The organism is Bacillus sp. FJAT-25509, assembly GCF_001420605.1.
In the GTDB taxonomy this organism is placed as follows: domain Bacteria; phylum Bacillota; class Bacilli; order Bacillales; family Bacillaceae_G; genus Gottfriedia.
The window spans coordinates 12,480-29,580 of record NZ_LJIZ01000006.1 but is presented as its reverse complement, the minus strand read 5'-3'; the positions used below and the strand labels follow the sequence as shown (position 1 = coordinate 29,580).

Below are 17,101 nucleotides of genomic sequence, written 5' to 3'. Positions count from 1 at the left end.
AGGATTTTTTAGTACAAGAAAAAGTTATTCCTATACATACTTCATGTTATTAAGTTAAGCAAGCACTACAAGCAAGGAACTATTATGTCATCCTAAATTATGTAATCCGACGTTCACCTATTTAATCTAGCAAGCTAAATTAGATATAGGTGAACGACTTAACCAACATTCATTATGTGCAGAAATAACTAAATTGCTTTTAATCTTACCAACGGTAGTGAGCAAACGCTTTGTTCGCTTCTGCCATTTTGTGTGTATCTTCACGTTTCTTAACTGCAGAACCTGAGTTGTTAGCTGCATCAAGAATTTCATTAGCTAAACGCTCTTCCATCGTTTTTTCTCCACGAAGACGAGCATAGTTAACTAACCAGCGAAGACCTAAAGTTGTACGGCGCTCAGGGCGAACCTCAACTGGTACTTGGTAGTTTGAACCACCAACACGACGAGCTCTAACTTCTAGAACTGGCATGATATTTTTAAGAGCTGCTTCGAATACTTCCATTGGTTCTTTACCAGAACGTTCTTGGATTAATTCAAATGCTCCGTATAAGATAGCTTGAGACTTTCCTCTTTTTCCGTCAATCATCATTTTGTTGATTAAACGAGAAACTAATTTTGAATTATAAAGTGGATCTGGCAATACATCTCTTTTTGCAACAGGACCTTTACGTGGCATGTTATTTCCTCCTTTCGGCTAGTTGTTATTTATTACTTCTTAGCTGCTTTTGGTCTCTTAGTTCCATATTTAGAACGACCTTGCATACGTTTGTCAACACCTGCAGTATCTAAAGCACCACGAACGATATGGTAACGTACCCCCGGTAAATCTTTTACACGTCCACCACGGATAAGAACAACACTGTGCTCTTGTAAGTTGTGTCCGATACCTGGGATATAAGCAGTTACCTCGATTTGGTTAGTTAAACGTACACGAGCATATTTACGTAATGCTGAGTTCGGTTTCTTCGGAGTCATTGTACCAACACGAGTACAAACACCACGTTTTTGTGGAGCTGATAAATCAGTTGATTTTTTCTTTAATGAGTTGAAACCTTTATTTAATGCTGGTGATTTTGATTTCCATACTTTAGAAGTACGTCCATTACGCACTAACTGGTTAATAGTAGGCATGAGTTTTCCTCCCTTCAAATATTTATAAGACCACACATCCAGGTGGTTCATAATAAGTTGAAAACAAAGTTTTTGCAAGAAGGAAGAAGTCCTCCTTCTCACAAAAACAGTTTTAACCTGTATATTCCTAAATTAGCCCCGGATCTAACCTGCTTAGATTAGCAGTGCTATTGTCTAGGAGCAACCTTGAATATAATATCATTTTTCATCAAATGATGTCAACTCAAGTTATAAAATATTTTAAGATTATTTTTCAACTAATACTTCTTCGTTCATTTCAACTGATTCAGTTAAATCCTTTACAAGATCTACTTTACGGTATCTGTTCATACCCGTACCAGCTGGAACCAACTTACCTATAATAACATTCTCTTTTAATCCTAGCAACTCATCACGTTTTCCTTTTATCGCAGCGTCTGTTAATACACGCGTTGTTTCTTGGAATGATGCAGCAGAAAGGAATGAGTCTGTTTCTAATGATGCTTTTGTAATACCTAGTAATAATGGGCGTGCAGTAGCTGGTTGTTTACCTGCAAATAAAGCTTCTTTATTCGCTTCAGTAAACTGGTGAAGTTCTAATAATGTACCAGGTAGTAAAGTAGTCTCACCTGCATCCATTACACGAACTTTCTTCAGCATTTGACGTACCATTACCTCTACGTGCTTATCACCAATTTCTACCCCTTGCATACGGTATACTTTTTGTACTTCGCGTAGTAAGTATTCTTGAACAGCATTTGTACCTTTTACTTTTAGAAGTTCTTTAGGATCAATTGAACCTTCTGTCATTACCTGACCGCGTTCAATAGATTCACCTTCTTGAACTTTTAGTCTAGCGCCATAAGGAACTGGGTAGTTTCTAGATTCTACTGAGCCTTGAACAATAATTTCTTGCTTATCTTTAGCGTCAGTAGAAATTGAAATAATACCATCAATTTCAGAAATAACCGCTTGACCTTTAGGATTACGTGCTTCAAATAGCTCTTGAATACGAGGTAAACCTTGAGTAATATCGTCTCCTGCTACCCCACCTGTATGGAATGTACGCATCGTTAACTGTGTACCTGGTTCACCAATTGATTGTGCAGCGATAATACCTACTGCTTCACCAACTTCAACCTCAGCACCTGTAGCTAAGTTACGACCATAACATTTTTTACATACTCCATGGTTAGTATTACATGTGAACGCAGAACGGATATTAACTTCTTCAATACCAGCATCGATAATTTCACGAGCTAAGTCTTCTGTAATTAAATCGTTCTCTTGACCAAGTAATACACCTGTTTCTGGGTGGCGTATAGTTGAACGTAAATGACGACCAACTAAACGATCGTATAATCCTTCAATAATTTCGTTACCTTCTTTAATTGCCTTAACATGTAATCCACGGTCAGTACCACAATCATCTTGGCGAACGATTACATCTTGTGCAACGTCAACTAGACGACGAGTTAAGTAACCTGAATCGGCTGTTTTTAGTGCTGTATCGGCAAGACCTTTACGTGCACCGTGTGTAGAGATGAAGTATTCAAGTACCGTTAGACCTTCACGGAATGAAGATTTGATTGGTAACTCGATAATACGACCAGCCGGGTTGGCCATCAGACCACGCATACCTGCAAGCTGAGTAAAGTTTGATGCGTTACCACGGGCACCAGAGTCACTCATCATAAAGATAGGGTTACGTTTATTTAGAGAAGCCATCAGTTTTCCTTGAATAACATCCTTCGCATCACTCCAAATTGCGATTACACGATCGTAACGCTCATCTTCTGTGATTAAACCGCGTCGGAATTGTTTTAGAACTTTATCTACTTTTTCTTGAGCTTCAGCAATAATTAATTGCTTTTCAGGTAATACGATGATATCAGATACACCAACTGTAATACCAGCTTTAGTAGAGTGTCTAAATCCAAGATCCTTCATGCGGTCTAGCATTTTTGACGTTTCAGTAATTTTGAAACGTTTAAATACTTCTGCAATGATATTTCCAAGTATTTTCTTTTTGAAAGGAGCAATTTCTTCTCTACTTTCAATGATTTCTTTAATATTTGAACCTTTAGCTACAAAATACATCTGAGGAGTTTCCTTCTCAAGGTTACTCTGAGTAGGTTCATTAATATATGGGAACGAAGTAGGTAAGATTTCATTGAAGATTAACTTACCAACTGTTGTGATTAATAATGAATTTCTTTGTTCTTCAGTAAATGTTTCGTTATTTAAAGAATTTGCTGCAACAGCAACACGAGAATGTAAATGTACATAACCATTTTGGTATGCAATTAACGCTTCATTAATATCTTTAAATACCATACCTTCACCGACAGCGCCTGCACGCTCAAGAGTTAAGTAATAGTTACCTAATACCATATCTTGAGATGGTGTAACTACTGGTTTACCATCTTTCGGGTTCAGGATGTTTTGTGCTGCAAGCATTAGGATACGTGCTTCTGCTTGTGCTTCACTTGATAACGGTACGTGAACAGCCATTTGGTCACCATCAAAATCGGCATTGTATGCAGTACATACAAGTGGATGTAGACGGATTGCACGACCTTCTACTAATGTAGGTTCGAACGCTTGGATACCAAGTCTGTGCAGAGTTGGGGCACGGTTTAGTAACACCGGATGCTCACGAATAACCGATTCTAATACATCCCAAATCTCAGGGTGTAAACGCTCAATTTTACGTTTCGCAGACTTAATGTTATGTGCTAATCCACGCTCTACTAATTCTTTCATCACGAATGGCTTAAATAATTCAATTGCCATTTCTTTTGGTAATCCACATTGATACATTTGTAAGTTTGGTCCTACAACGATAACCGAACGACCAGAGTAGTCAACACGTTTACCAAGTAAGTTTTGACGGAAACGTCCTTGCTTACCTTTAAGCATGTGAGAAAGTGATTTTAATGGACGGTTACCTGGTCCAGTAACTGGACGGCCACGACGACCATTGTCAATTAACGCATCAACTGCTTCTTGAAGCATACGTTTTTCGTTTTGTACGATGATGCTTGGTGCACCAAGGTCTAATAAACGTTTTAAACGGTTGTTACGGTTAATTACACGACGATATAAATCGTTTAGATCTGAAGTTGCAAAACGTCCACCATCTAATTGAACCATAGGTCGTAATTCAGGTGGGATTACTGGTAGCACATCTAAGATCATCCAAGAAGGCTCATTACCAGAGTTACGGAATGCTTCTAAAACTTCTAAACGTTTAATTGCTCTTGTACGACGTTGACCTTGAGCAGTTTTTAACTCTTCTTTTAATGAATCAACATCTTTTTCAAGATTAATATCGCTTAATAGTTTTTTAATTGCTTCAGCACCCATAGATGCTTGGAAAGTTTGACCGTAACGCTCACGATAAGCACGGAACTCTTTCTCAGAAAGCAATTGTTTCTTTTCTAAAGGAGTATCTCCAGCTTCTGTTACTACGTATGAAGCAAAGTAGATTACTTCTTCCAGAGCACGAGGGGACATGTCTAAAACAAGTCCCATTCGGCTTGGAATACCTTTGAAATACCAAATATGTGATACTGGTGCAGCTAATTCGATGTGACCCATACGCTCACGACGTACTTTTGCACGAGTTACTTCAACTCCACAACGATCACAAACTACACCTTTATAACGTACACGTTTATATTTTCCGCAGTGACATTCCCAATCTTTCGTAGGACCGAAAATGCGTTCACAGAAAAGACCATCTTTTTCAGGTTTTAATGTACGGTAGTTAATTGTTTCAGGTTTTTTAATTTCCCCGTATGACCACGAGCGAATTTTGTCAGGCGATGCAAGTCCGATCTTCATATACTCGAAATTATTTACATCTATCAAGGGGCCTACCTCCCTTTCTGTCCTAAGGTTTTACCCTATATAATACTTATTCTTTTACGTATTCCATATCCATCGCTAAATGTTCTGAAGCTTGATCATCATCATCTTCAGTATCACGCATTTCGATTTCTTGATCTGTAGCAGACATCATTTTAACATCCATACCTAGAGATTGTAATTCCTTAATCAATACTTTGAATGATTCTGGAACACCTGGTTCTGGTACATTTTCACCTTTAACGATTGCTTCATATGTTTTCACACGGCCAACAACGTCATCAGATTTAACTGTTAAGATCTCTTGTAATGTATAAGCAGCACCGTATGCTTCAAGTGCCCAAACCTCCATCTCACCAAAACGCTGTCCACCAAATTGAGCTTTACCACCAAGTGGTTGTTGCGTAACAAGTGAGTATGGTCCTGTTGAACGAGCATGTAACTTATCGTCAACCATGTGTGCAAGTTTGATCATATACATGACACCTACAGAAACGCGGTTATCGAAAGGCTCACCACTACGTCCATCATAAAGTACAGTTTTTGCATCACGTGCCATACCAGCTTCTTCAATTGTTCCCCAAACATCTTCCTCACGTGCTCCGTCAAATACTGGAGAAGCAACATGAATGCCAAGATATCTTGCAGCCATACCTAAGTGTAGCTCTAATACTTGACCGATGTTCATACGAGAAGGTACCCCTAAAGGATTTAACATGATATCAACTGGCGTTCCATCAGGTAAGAATGGCATATCTTCTTCTGGTAAAATACGAGAGATAACCCCTTTATTACCATGTCGTCCAGCCATTTTATCCCCTTCAGAGATTTTACGTTTCTGAACGATATAAACACGAACAAGTTGGTTTACTCCTGGTGGTAATTCATCACCGTTTTCACGAGTGAATACTTTCACATCAAGAATAATCCCGCCACCACCGTGTGGAACACGTAAAGATGTATCACGAACTTCACGAGCTTTTTCACCGAAGATTGCATGTAGAAGACGTTCTTCAGCAGTTAATTCAGTTACACCTTTAGGCGTTACTTTACCAACTAATAAATCTCCATCTTTAACTTCTGCACCAATTCGGATAATTCCACGCTCATCAAGATTTTTAAGTGCATCTTCACCAACGTTTGGAATATCACGAGTGATTTCTTCAGGTCCTAATTTTGTATCACGAGCTTCTGATTCATATTCTTCAATATGAACTGAAGTGTAAACATCTTCTTTAACAAGACGACGACTCATAATGATCGCATCCTCGTAGTTGTAACCATCCCATGTCATGAATGCTACTAATACGTTACGTCCTAGTGCTAATTCACCTTTTTCCATTGAAGGTCCATCTGCAAGAATTTCGCCTCTTACTACTTCGTCACCAACACTTACGATTGGGCGTTGGTTATAACAAGTACCTTGGTTAGAACGCACGAATTTTAACATACGATATTTATCAAGGTCACCTTTAACTTTTTGTCCATCTACTTCTAAGTAGCGACGTACCCAAACCTCTTTTGCTTCAACACGTTCAACGATACCTGGGTGTTTACAAATTACTGCAGCACCAGAGTCTTTTGCTGAAACGTATTCCATACCCGTACCTACGATTGGAGATTCAGGGTTTAATAATGGCACTGCTTGACGTTGCATGTTCGCTCCCATTAGGGCACGGTTCGAGTCATCGTTCTCTAAGAAAGGAATACATGCTGTCGCAGCTGATACTACTTGTTTAGGAGATACATCCATGTAGTCAATACGCTCACGTTTAACAACAGTGTTGTCTCCACGGAAACGTGCAACTACATCTTCATCTAAGAAACTACCATCTTCACCTAAACGAGCATTCGCTTGGGCAACTACGTATAGATCCTCTTCATCAGCAGTTAAATAGTCAATTTTATCTGATAGACGACCTGTTTCAGGGTCTACACGACGATATGGAGTTTCAATGAAACCAAATTGATTTACTTTTGCATAAGAAGAAAGCGAGTTAATTAATCCGATGTTTGGTCCCTCAGGCGTTTCAATCGGACACATACGACCATAGTGAGAGTAATGAACGTCACGCACTTCAAATCCTGCGCGTTCACGTGTTAAACCACCTGGTCCTAGAGCTGATAGTCTTCTTTTATGAGTTAATTCAGCAAGAGGATTTGTTTGGTCCATGAATTGAGATAGCTGTGAACTACCAAAGAATTCTTTAATTGAAGCAATTACAGGGCGAATATTAATTAACGCCTGTGGAGTAACTGCGTTTGTATCTTGAATTGACATACGTTCACGTACTACACGTTCCATACGAGATAAACCGATACGGAATTGGTTTTGAAGTAATTCACCAACTGAACGTAAACGACGATTTCCTAAATGGTCAATATCGTCAGTGTCACCTACGTTATGTAGCAGGTTAAAGAAGTAAGATATTGAAGCGATGATGTCCGCAGGTGAAATGTTTTTCACACTTTTGCTCACATTCGCATTTCCAATAACTTGAATAACTTGTTCACCATCTTCTACAGGTGCGTAAATTTTAATAGATTGTAGAGTAATCTCATCTTCTAATACGCCAGCAGCAGGGTGAGCAACTTTTTCACCGATATTCTTTTCTAAGAATGGAATAATACGGTCTAACGTACGGCGATCAAGAGTTGTCCCTTTTTCTACAATAATTTCACCAGTTTCTGGATCCACTAATGTTTCTGCAATACGTTGGTTAAATAGTCTATTTTTAATGTGTAATTTTTTATTTATTTTGTAGCGTCCAACGCTAGCTAAGTCATAACGCTTCGGATCAAAGAAGCGAGTAATTAATAGGTTTTTAGCGTTTTCTACTGTAGGTGGTTCACCTGGACGTAATCTTTCATAGATTTCAAGAAGCGCCTTTTCAGTGCTATCTGTGTTATCTTTTTCAAGAGTATTACGTAGGTATTCATTTTCGCCTAATAAGTCTAGAATCTCTTGGTCTGTACCAAACCCAAGCGAACGTAGTAGTACCGTTACCGGTAATTTTCTTGTACGGTCAATACGTACATAAACTACATCCTTCGCGTCCGTTTCGTACTCTAACCAAGCACCGCGGTTCGGAATAACTGTAGCCGTATAACCTTTTTTACCATTTTTGTCAATCTTTCCACTATAGTACACACTTGGAGAACGTACTAATTGTGAAACGATTACACGTTCAGCACCATTAATAATGAATGTGCCTGTGTCCGTCATCAGTGGGAAATCCCCCATGAAAACGTCTTGCTCCTTAACTTCGCCAGTTTCCTTATTTAATAGGCGAACTTTCACTCGAAGTGGAGCAGCGTAGTTTACGTCACGCTCTTTCGATTCTTCTACAACATACTTCGGCTCACCTAAACTGTAATCAATGAATTCTAATGATAGATTACCTGTGAAATCCTCAATTGGTGAAATGTCTTGGAACATCTCTCTCAAACCTTCATCTAAGAACCATTGGTAAGATGCTGTTTGTATTTCAATTAAGTTAGGTAACTCTAAAACTTCACTGATACGAGCATAACTTCTGCGTTGGCGGTGTCGTCCATATTGAACTAGTTGACCTGTCAACATATTCACCCCTTAAATAAGAGTATTTAAAACAAAAAAATAGTAACAAATAAGCAGAAAATATCCCTTACTTGTTAAACAAAAAATAAAATGGTTTCAAAATGAAAACCATTTATTAAACTCAACGACAGTCATTTTACTATCATTTCCAAAGAATATAGAAATATACCCACTTTCAAAAAAATCATTTTTGAAAATAAATATATATTGGCATTTAATAATACTATCACAAGCAAAAATTACAGTCAATCTTTTTTACTTTTTATGATATAATATCCTTTATCTTTTTTTACTACCTCTACCTCGTTGAAAGTTTCTTTTAATAAATCAAGAGCAGATGGTGCACCTTGCTTCTTTTTTATAACTACCCAAAGCTCTCCACCAGGGAGTAATTTACCATGAGCACCTTTTAAAATTTCATGAACAACACTTTTTCCAGCACGAATTGGCGGATTTGTTAAAATAGCCGCATATACACCAGTTACATTTTCATAGATGCTACTTTCATAGATTTTCGCATTTTCTATTTTATTTACATTTGCATTTTCTTTCGCTAATTCAATTGCCCTTAAATTTACATCAACCATTTCCACCATTCGACTAGGATCATCTTTCGCGATTGATAATCCTATTGGACCGTACCCACAACCAACATCTAAAATATCCCCATCAACTTCTGGAAATGTGAACGCGTTAATTAAAACACGGGACCCAAAGTCAACTTCATTCCTAGAAAAAACACCTGAATCAGATTGGAACTTCAAATCATTACCTCTTAAAGAAAATGAAAATACCTTTTTATCAGTTTTACTATTCGGTTGATTTGTAAAATAATGATCTGTCATAAAAAATCCTTCTTCCATATATACTTATCAACAGTCTTCCCAAAAGTAATCCCATATGTACAAAAAAAGCTCGCATAAATGCGAGCTTTTCTAAAAACTTTTAGAAATTACTTAACTTCTACGTTAGCGCCAACTTCTTCAAGTTTAGCTTTCATTTCTTCAGCTTCTTCTTTGCTGATTCCTTCTTTAATTGCTTTAGGAGTGTTGTCAACTAATTCTTTAGCTTCTTTTAATCCTAAACCAGTTAATTCACGAACAACTTTGATTACTTTGATTTTTTGGTCGCCAGGGCTAGCTAATACTAAATCAAATTCAGTTTGCTCAGCAGCAGCTTCAGCACCTGGAGCCATCATAGCCATAGGAGCAGCAGCAGTTACGCCAAACTCTTCTTCGATTGCTTTTACTAAGTCATTTAATTCTAATACAGTCATGTTTTTAACTGCTTCAATGATTTGTTCTTTAGTCATTGTTAATTTCCTCCTTGTTTATACCTTTAAATTATATATTTTAAGCGATCTTGGCATTAAGCGCCTTGTTCTTCTTTTTGTTCTGCAACTGCTTTAGTTGCAAGAGCGAAGTTGCGTATTGGTGCTTGTAGCACGCTAAGCAACATAGAAAGTAAACCTTCGCGAGATGGAAGTTCAGCAAGAGCTTTTACTTCTTCAACAGTAGCAACATTTCCTTCGATTACACCAGCTTTAATTTCTAAAGCTTCATGTTTTTTAGCGAAGTCGTTGATTACTTTAGCAGGAGCAATTACATCCTCCGTACTAAACGCGATTGCGTTTGGACCAGTTAATGATTCATTTAAACCAGCTAAGCCAGCCTCTTCAGCAGCACGACGAGTTAAAGTGTTTTTGTAAACTTTGAACTCAACGCCAGCTTCACGTAATTGCTTACGTAATTCAGTTACTTCAGCAACATTTAAACCACGGTAGTCAACAACAACTGTTGATTTACTATCACGTAATTTAGCAGCTACTTCAGATACAACTTGTTTTTTAGCTTCTAATACTGCGCTCATTTATTACACCTCCTGTGGATTTTAGTGTGTATACCGCAAAAGTGTAACCATAGCAAAACCTCCACGAACTTTTTAAAAAAAGACATGGAGGTTGTATATGCACGAATTTATCAGTTATACACCTCGGTAGGATATTAAGCGTAAGCACCTACTGTCTACGGTAGTCTATTTAATTAGCAAGACAATCTCCATTATAGAGAGTTCTTGTCGAATTGTCAACTTTGTTTTTTATCTTAGAAACTAGCTGGATCTACTTTGATACCAGGGCCCATAGTTGAAGTGATTGCTACGTTCTTCATGTATGTTCCTTTAGCAGCAGCAGGTTTAACTTTTACCATAGTTTCAAAGATTGTAGTAAAGTTTTCTACCAACTTTTCGTTTTCGAAAGATACTTTACCGATTGGCACGTGAATGTTACCAGCTTTATCAACACGGTATTCAACTTTACCAGCTTTGATTTCGTTAACAGCTTTTGTTACGTCAAATGTAACTGTACCTGTTTTCGGGTTTGGCATTAAACCTTTAGGTCCTAATACACGTCCTAATTTACCAACTTCAGCCATCATGTCTGGAGTTGCTACTACTACATCAAAATCGAACCAACCTTGTTGGATTTTGTTAATCATGTCAGCATCGCCTACGAAATCAGCACCAGCAGCTTCAGCTTCTTTAGCTTTTTCACCTTTAGCGAATACTAATACACGTTGTACTTTACCAGTACCGTGTGGAAGAACTACTGCACCACGAATTTGTTGGTCAGCTTTCTTTGGATCTACTCCTAAACGGAATGCTACTTCAACTGTTGCATCAAAGTTAACAGTTGTAGTCTTTTTAACAAGTTCAACAGCTTCGTTTACTGCGTAAACAGCTGTACGATCTACTAATTTAATAGCTTCTTGGTATTTTTTACCTTTGTTAGCCATGTTTTATTCCTCCTAATGTGGTTTTAACGGATTTTCCTCCCACGAATAAAGGTTGCGATAAAACACATCAAATGATGTTCGCAACCTCCTCAATCACACCTTATTGAAGATGGGATTAGTCTTCAATAACGATACCCATACTACGTGCAGTACCTTCTACCATACGCATAGCAGCTTCAACAGAAGCAGCATTTAAGTCAGGCATTTTTTGTTCAGCAATCTCACGCACTTTATCGCGTTTAACTGTTGCTACTTTTTTACGATTTGGTTCACCTGAACCAGACTCGATACCAGCCGCTACTTTAAGAAGTACAGCAGCAGGAGGAGTTTTCGTAATAAATGTAAACGAACGATCTTCGAATACAGTGATTTCGACAGGAATAATTAGACCAGCTTGGTCAGCTGTACGAGCGTTGAACTCTTTACAGAATCCCATGATGTTAACACCTGCTTGTCCTAGTGCAGGACCAACTGGTGGTGCTGGGTTTGCTTTCCCTGCAGGAATTTGCAATTTTACCATTTTAATTACTTTTTTAGCCACGAGACACACCTCCTTAAGTCCGTGATGTGGTAACGGGTTTTTACACCCTCCCACTCATATCGTTTTGCATTTGCATGCATATTCTTATACAGAAGTTAATATCATCTTTTCGATGCATATTGACCTTTAAAAGTCTAACATTTTCAAATTAAAAATGCAAGGTCTTGTATTATAATTTTTCAACAAGATGTAAATCCAGTTCTACCGGCGTTTCTTTATTAAAGAATTCTACTAACACAGTCACTTTTTTCTTTTCGAAGTCAATTTCTTTAATTGATCCAGTATAATTCGCAAATGGACCTTCTTTTAATCGAACAACTTCATTTACATCTAAATCAATATCAATTGTTTGTTCATCTAGACCCATATGTTTTAGAATATGTGTAATTTCTTCTTCTAAAAGTGGGGTTGGTTTTGAACCAGATCCAGCTGAGCCAACGAAACCAGTTACTCCCGGTGTATTTCGAACTACATACCAAGAATCGTCAGTCATTACTAGTTCAACTAGCACATAACCAGGAAACACTTTACGTTTCGTTACTTTCTCTTTACCGTTCTTCATTTCTACTTCTGATTCTTCTGGAACTATTACACGGAAAATTTTATCCTGCATTCCCATTGTTTCTACACGTTTTTCTAAATTTGCTTTTACTTTATTCTCATATCCTGAGTAAGTATGAACTACATACCATCTTTTTTCCATGTTAGAGGACTACTGTCCTTCCCTCCCCGGTCAACTTTCTTTGCAAATTAAAAAACCCGTCACCGGGCTTTTTTTTAAACATTATCACTCATTATAGCACAATTAGTTTTAACTTATTCAAGAATAAGTCGAATTAGTTTAGAAAGTCCTGTGTCAATTACAGCGAAGAATACTACAAAGAATAAAACTGTAGCTAATACTGTAACTGTTGAATTAACTAATTCTTTACGTTTAGGCCATGAAACTTTTTTCATTTCACTTTTTACTTCGCGAAAAAACTTACCGATACGACCCACAGATGCAACCCCCATATATACTAGTTTAGAGATTTACGAAACGTCCGTCTTGTCCAAAAAATAGTGCATAATCTTTAGTTTATATAATGAATAAGGACATTCGCAATTATCATTTATCTTACTTCATTTATTTTGTTTCTTTATGTGTTGTATGCTCATTGCATGTTTTACAAAACTTTTTCATCTCCAAACGTTCTACAGAAGAGGAATTCTTCATCGTGGAGTAATTTCTATTATTGCAATTAGCGCACGACAGAACAACTTTTTTTCTCATGGTGACACCAACCTAATTCATCTATAATTATCCATTTAGAATGTACCATGCGAATTATAAACTGTCAAACTCATTTGTTTACCCTTGTACTTCTATACATTATCACGAACTACAAGGGAGCTTCTTTGATCTGATTAAACTGACAGTTCTCTTATTTCCATATATCTTTCAAGCTTTCTTTTCACTCTTTGTAAAGCATTATCAATCGATTTCACATGTCTATTTAACTCTTCTGATATTTCTTGGTATGATCGACCATCTAAATAGAGTGATAATACTTTTCTTTCTAAATCGCTTAATAATTCAGACATTTTAAGCTCTATGTCCACATTTTCTTCTTGATTGATAACAAGTTCCTCTGGATCCATGTTTTTTGTTTCTGTTAAAACATCCAGTAATGTACGATCAGATTCCTCATCATAAATAGGCTTGTCCAATGAAACATAAGAATTTAATGGGATGTGCTTTTGTCTAGTTGCTGTTTTAATTGCTGTAATAATTTGTCTTGTAATGCATAATTCTGCAAACGCCTTGAAAGACGAAAGTTTGTCTTCTTTGTAATCACGAATTGCTTTGTATAATCCAATCATACCTTCTTGAATGATGTCTTCACGGTCAGCTCCTATTAGGAAATAAGACCTAGATTTTGCTTTAACGAAATTTCGGTACTTTTGAATTAAAAATGTTAGTGCCTCTTGATCACCTTCTCGAACATATTCGAGAATTACCTCATCTTCTAAAGGGCCATACTCTATCATTAGCTTCAATTCCTGTTCAACGTTCAAAATTAGCACCTCCGACCAAACAATTTAATTAAATTATACAGCACAAAGAAGAAGGAAACAATAAGTCATCGTTCCCCTCTTCGCCATTTTTCTAAAATTTCTGTTTGTTTCGAATTTAAAGTCTTACTAATTGTCAGTCTTTGATCAGGTATTTCACTAATTCGACTACTTATCATTTTTTTATTTTGAGTAACCGATCGATATAGTTCCATTGCAGGTATACGAAGTGCACCTTGTCCAAATATTTGCCATTGCTCAGTAAAGTCAGAAGTCGCAACATAAATATGATGGTTAACATGACGAAGCTCAATTGCAAGTTTTTCAATTTTTTCATCAGCCGTCTGGTTTTTTCGAGTAAAGATCACTTCGACCTTTGAATTCTTGTCGACCTTTTCGATGCCATTTACAAAATGAGCATCAAATACAACAATTATAGACATCCCTGTGTATGCCTTATACTCAGCAAGCTGAGTAATTAGATAATCACGTGATTTATCAAAGTCAATTTCTCGAAGTTTTCTAAGATTCGGCCAAGCTCCAATCATGTTATAACCATCTACAATAAGAATCTCTTTCTTTTTATGATCCAAGCGGGTGTCTCTTACGATGTATTTCATACATTAATAAACTAGCCGCAACAGACGCATTTAACGATGTAACTTTACCGACCATTGGTAACTTAATTAGGAAATCACATTTTTCCTTTAAGATCCTGCTCATGCCTTTACCTTCGCTACCAATAATTAAACCAAGGGAAATTTGGCCATCCATGTTTCGATAGTCATCAGCACCTTTTGCATCTGTACCAAAAATCCAAACTCCTCTTTCTTTTAATTCATCTATAGTTCTTGCTAAGTTCGTTACTCGAGCTACTGGAATATATTCAATTGCTCCAGTAGAAGCTTTAGCAACCGCTGATGTTAACCCTACCGCTCTTCTCTTTGGAATAATGATTCCATGAGCACCAACTGCATCTGCAGTTCGCATAATTGAGCCTAAATTATGAGGGTCTTCAATTTCATCAAGAATTAAGAAAAACGGTTGTTCATCTCGACTACTAGCAACTTCAAATAAATCATCAAGTTCCACATATTCATATGCAGCTACTTGCGCTACTACACCTTGATGGTTTCCTTTAACCATTCCATCTAATTTCTTGTTTGGTGCTGTTTGAACAATCACTTTGTTTTGGTTAGCTAATTCTAAAAGTTTATGAATTTGACCTTTATTTGCCCCTTCGCTAACCCATATTTTATTTATATCACGACCTGAACGTATTGCTTCCATAACTGGATTACGTCCAATAATAAATTCCTCAGACATATTATGCTCCTTTATCATTCTCAATAAATTGAATCGCAAAACGTACAATTATATTGAGTCTATCTTCATTTTTTAATAAATAATGGTATCCAATTAACGCTTCCATTGCGGTTGCGTATCGATATGTTTGTACATCAGTATTTTTTGGCACGGTTCCTGATTTTGCATTACGGCCTCTTTTAACAACTGCAACTTCTTCATCTGACAATATCTCAGTAGAAAGCATTTCTCTAATTACTTTAGCTTGTCCTTTAGCAGAAACAAATCTTGTTGCTGCTCGGTGAAGTTGATTAGGTCTCACAGTTCCTTTTTCAAGGAGGTGATGACGTACATAAATTTCATATACAGCATCACCTATATATGCAAGTGCTAAACTGTTTAGTTGTTTAACATCAATTTTTTGGTTACTTTCAATCATGAAGTTATCCTCTTTTCCAGCGAATACCTTGCGGAGTATCTTCAATGATTATATTCATTTCTTTTAATTGGTCACGAATTTGGTCCGCTAATGCAAAATCACGATTTTTACGTGCATCTGTACGTTTTTGAATTAATGCTTCGATTTCATCATCTAACAGTGCTTCTTCACTAACTAGTGTAATGCCTAGTACACTTGATAATTCATCAAAAGTTGCTACTAATTGATTTAATACATTCGTAGAAGTATGTGTCTCTAGTAAATATTGATTTGCCAATTTAGCTAATTGATATAAAACTGAAATCGCATTAGCCGTATTAAAGTCATCATCCATTACTTTTGTGAAGACGGCTTTTTCATCTGCTATTTCTTTTAACCACTTATTGTCATCTTCTGTTAAATTAGTACTACTTTCTATACGGTGATTACTATTTTGGTAAGCCGTTTTAATACGTTCAAAACCATTTTTAGCTTCTTGTAAAAGTTCCTCGCTATAGTTAATTGGGTGACGATAATGCACTGATAACATAAAGAAACGTAATAACATAGGATCAACGATCTTAATAATGTCATGTACTAAGACAAAGTTACCTAATGACTTAGACATTTTTTCGTTGTCGATATTGATATATCCATTATGCATCCAATAATTTGAAAAAGTTTTCCCGCTTAAGGCTTCTGACTGAGCGATCTCATTCTCATGGTGTGGGAATGATAAGTCTTGACCACCTGCATGAATATCAATTGTTTCGCCAAGATATTTCTTTGCCATTGCTGAGCACTCAATATGCCATCCTGGTCTACCTTTTCCCCAAGGACTTTCCCAGAATATTTCACCTGGTTTAGCTGCTTTCCATAGAGCGAAGTCTAATGGATCTTCTTTCTTTTCACCAATTTCAATTCTTTCACCAATTCGAAGGTCTTCAATTGATTGGTGTGAAAGTTTACCGTAACCGTTAAATTCTTTTGTTTTGAAGTATACGTCACCTTCAGATTCATATGCATAGCCTTTTTTTACAAGCTCATCGATAAACTCAATAATAATATCCATATTATCCATTACACGAGGATGATTCGTTGCTGTTTTGCAACCGAGCGCTTGAACATCTTCAAAATATGCATTAATAAAACGATCTGCTATAGTTGGGACATCTGAACCTAATTCATTAGCTGCTTTAATTAACTTATCATCAACATCAGTGAAGTTTGAAACAAAGTTTACTTCATATCCACGATATTCAAAATAACGTCTTACTGTATCAAAAACAATAGCAGGTCTTGCATTACCAATGTGAATATAGTTATATACAGTAGGTCCACATACATACATTTTGACCTTACCTTCTTCTATAGGCTTAAAATCTTCTTTATTCCTTGTTAATGTATTATAAATTTGAATTGCCATA

General features: G+C 36.8%; 17 protein-coding genes and 1 other annotated feature. All 17 genes read right to left on the bottom strand.

Translation table 11 applies throughout. The features are described 5' to 3' along the window. Positions 1–205: 205 nt before the first annotated feature. Positions 206–676 (bottom strand): 30S ribosomal protein S7, encoded by a 471-nt coding sequence (gene rpsG / locus AN960_RS04340; RefSeq protein ID WP_056467395.1) that lies wholly within the window; start codon positions 674–676, stop codon positions 206–208. 32 nt (positions 677–708) lie between these two features. Next, complete coding sequence (gene rpsL / locus AN960_RS04335) at positions 709–1,131, bottom strand: 30S ribosomal protein S12 (RefSeq protein ID WP_056467392.1); 423 nt, start codon at positions 1,129–1,131, stop codon at positions 709–711. A 246-nt stretch (positions 1,132–1,377) separates the two neighbouring features. Next, the gene (gene rpoC, locus AN960_RS04330) at positions 1,378–4,986 is read right to left on the bottom strand and encodes a DNA-directed RNA polymerase subunit beta' (protein ID WP_056467390.1); all 3,609 of its coding nucleotides are present in this window, start codon (positions 4,984–4,986) and stop codon (positions 1,378–1,380) included. Positions 4,987–5,032: 46 nt separating this feature from the next. Continuing rightward, positions 5,033–8,563, bottom strand: coding sequence for a DNA-directed RNA polymerase subunit beta (gene rpoB / locus AN960_RS04325; RefSeq protein ID WP_056467386.1), 3,531 nt, complete (start codon positions 8,561–8,563; stop codon positions 5,033–5,035). Positions 8,564–8,808: 245 nt separating this feature from the next. Further along, positions 8,809–9,408, bottom strand: a complete 600-nt coding sequence (locus tag AN960_RS04320; RefSeq protein ID WP_056467383.1) for a class I SAM-dependent methyltransferase — start codon at positions 9,406–9,408, stop codon at positions 8,809–8,811. Between the two features lie 107 nt (positions 9,409–9,515). Continuing rightward, positions 9,516–9,875: a 50S ribosomal protein L7/L12 gene (gene rplL, locus AN960_RS04315; RefSeq protein WP_056467380.1), complete on the bottom strand. Its 360-nt coding sequence runs from the start codon at positions 9,873–9,875 to the stop codon at positions 9,516–9,518. Positions 9,876–9,931: 56 nt separating this feature from the next. Continuing rightward, positions 9,932–10,432: a 50S ribosomal protein L10 gene (gene rplJ, locus AN960_RS04310; RefSeq protein ID WP_056467377.1), complete on the bottom strand. Its 501-nt coding sequence runs from the start codon at positions 10,430–10,432 to the stop codon at positions 9,932–9,934. A 43-nt stretch (positions 10,433–10,475) separates the two neighbouring features. Then, positions 10,476–10,611 (bottom strand) — a sequence feature (ribosomal protein L10 leader region). A gap of 54 nt (positions 10,612–10,665) precedes the next feature. Next, a complete protein-coding gene (rplA, locus tag AN960_RS04305) occupies positions 10,666–11,355 on the bottom strand; it encodes a 50S ribosomal protein L1 (protein WP_056467376.1) in 690 nt (229 codons plus the stop codon). Positions 11,356–11,470: 115 nt separating this feature from the next. Next, positions 11,471–11,896, bottom strand: coding sequence for a 50S ribosomal protein L11 (gene rplK / locus AN960_RS04300; protein WP_056467373.1), 426 nt, complete (start codon positions 11,894–11,896; stop codon positions 11,471–11,473). Positions 11,897–12,065: 169 nt separating this feature from the next. After that, on the bottom strand, positions 12,066–12,599 hold the full coding sequence (gene nusG / locus AN960_RS04295) for a transcription termination/antitermination protein NusG (RefSeq protein ID WP_056467370.1): 534 nt from the start codon (positions 12,597–12,599) through the stop codon (positions 12,066–12,068). 113 nt (positions 12,600–12,712) lie between these two features. Further along, complete coding sequence (gene secE, locus AN960_RS04290; protein ID WP_235832964.1) at positions 12,713–12,910, bottom strand: preprotein translocase subunit SecE; 198 nt, start codon at positions 12,908–12,910, stop codon at positions 12,713–12,715. A 112-nt stretch (positions 12,911–13,022) separates the two neighbouring features. Continuing rightward, positions 13,023–13,169, bottom strand: a complete 147-nt coding sequence (gene rpmG, locus AN960_RS23885) for a 50S ribosomal protein L33 (RefSeq protein WP_082459366.1) — start codon at positions 13,167–13,169, stop codon at positions 13,023–13,025. Between the two features lie 134 nt (positions 13,170–13,303). Continuing rightward, on the bottom strand, positions 13,304–13,954 hold the full coding sequence (sigH, locus tag AN960_RS04285; RefSeq protein WP_056467364.1) for an RNA polymerase sporulation sigma factor SigH: 651 nt from the start codon (positions 13,952–13,954) through the stop codon (positions 13,304–13,306). 65 nt (positions 13,955–14,019) lie between these two features. Beyond that, a complete protein-coding gene (locus AN960_RS04280; RefSeq protein WP_390312709.1) occupies positions 14,020–14,499 on the bottom strand; it encodes an NYN domain-containing protein in 480 nt (159 codons plus the stop codon). Between the two features lie 34 nt (positions 14,500–14,533). Further along, positions 14,534–15,277, bottom strand: coding sequence for a 23S rRNA (guanosine(2251)-2'-O)-methyltransferase RlmB (gene rlmB / locus AN960_RS04275; protein WP_056467358.1), 744 nt, complete (start codon positions 15,275–15,277; stop codon positions 14,534–14,536). 1 nt (position 15,278) lies between these two features. Beyond that, the gene (locus tag AN960_RS04270; protein ID WP_056467355.1) at positions 15,279–15,695 is read right to left on the bottom strand and encodes a Mini-ribonuclease 3; all 417 of its coding nucleotides are present in this window, start codon (positions 15,693–15,695) and stop codon (positions 15,279–15,281) included. 4 nt (positions 15,696–15,699) lie between these two features. Next, positions 15,700–17,100 carry a cysteine--tRNA ligase gene (gene cysS / locus AN960_RS04265; RefSeq protein ID WP_056467352.1) on the bottom strand — a complete coding sequence of 467 codons (1,401 nt, stop codon included), beginning with the start codon at positions 17,098–17,100 and terminating at the stop codon, positions 15,700–15,702. Position 17,101: the final 1 nt, after the last annotated feature.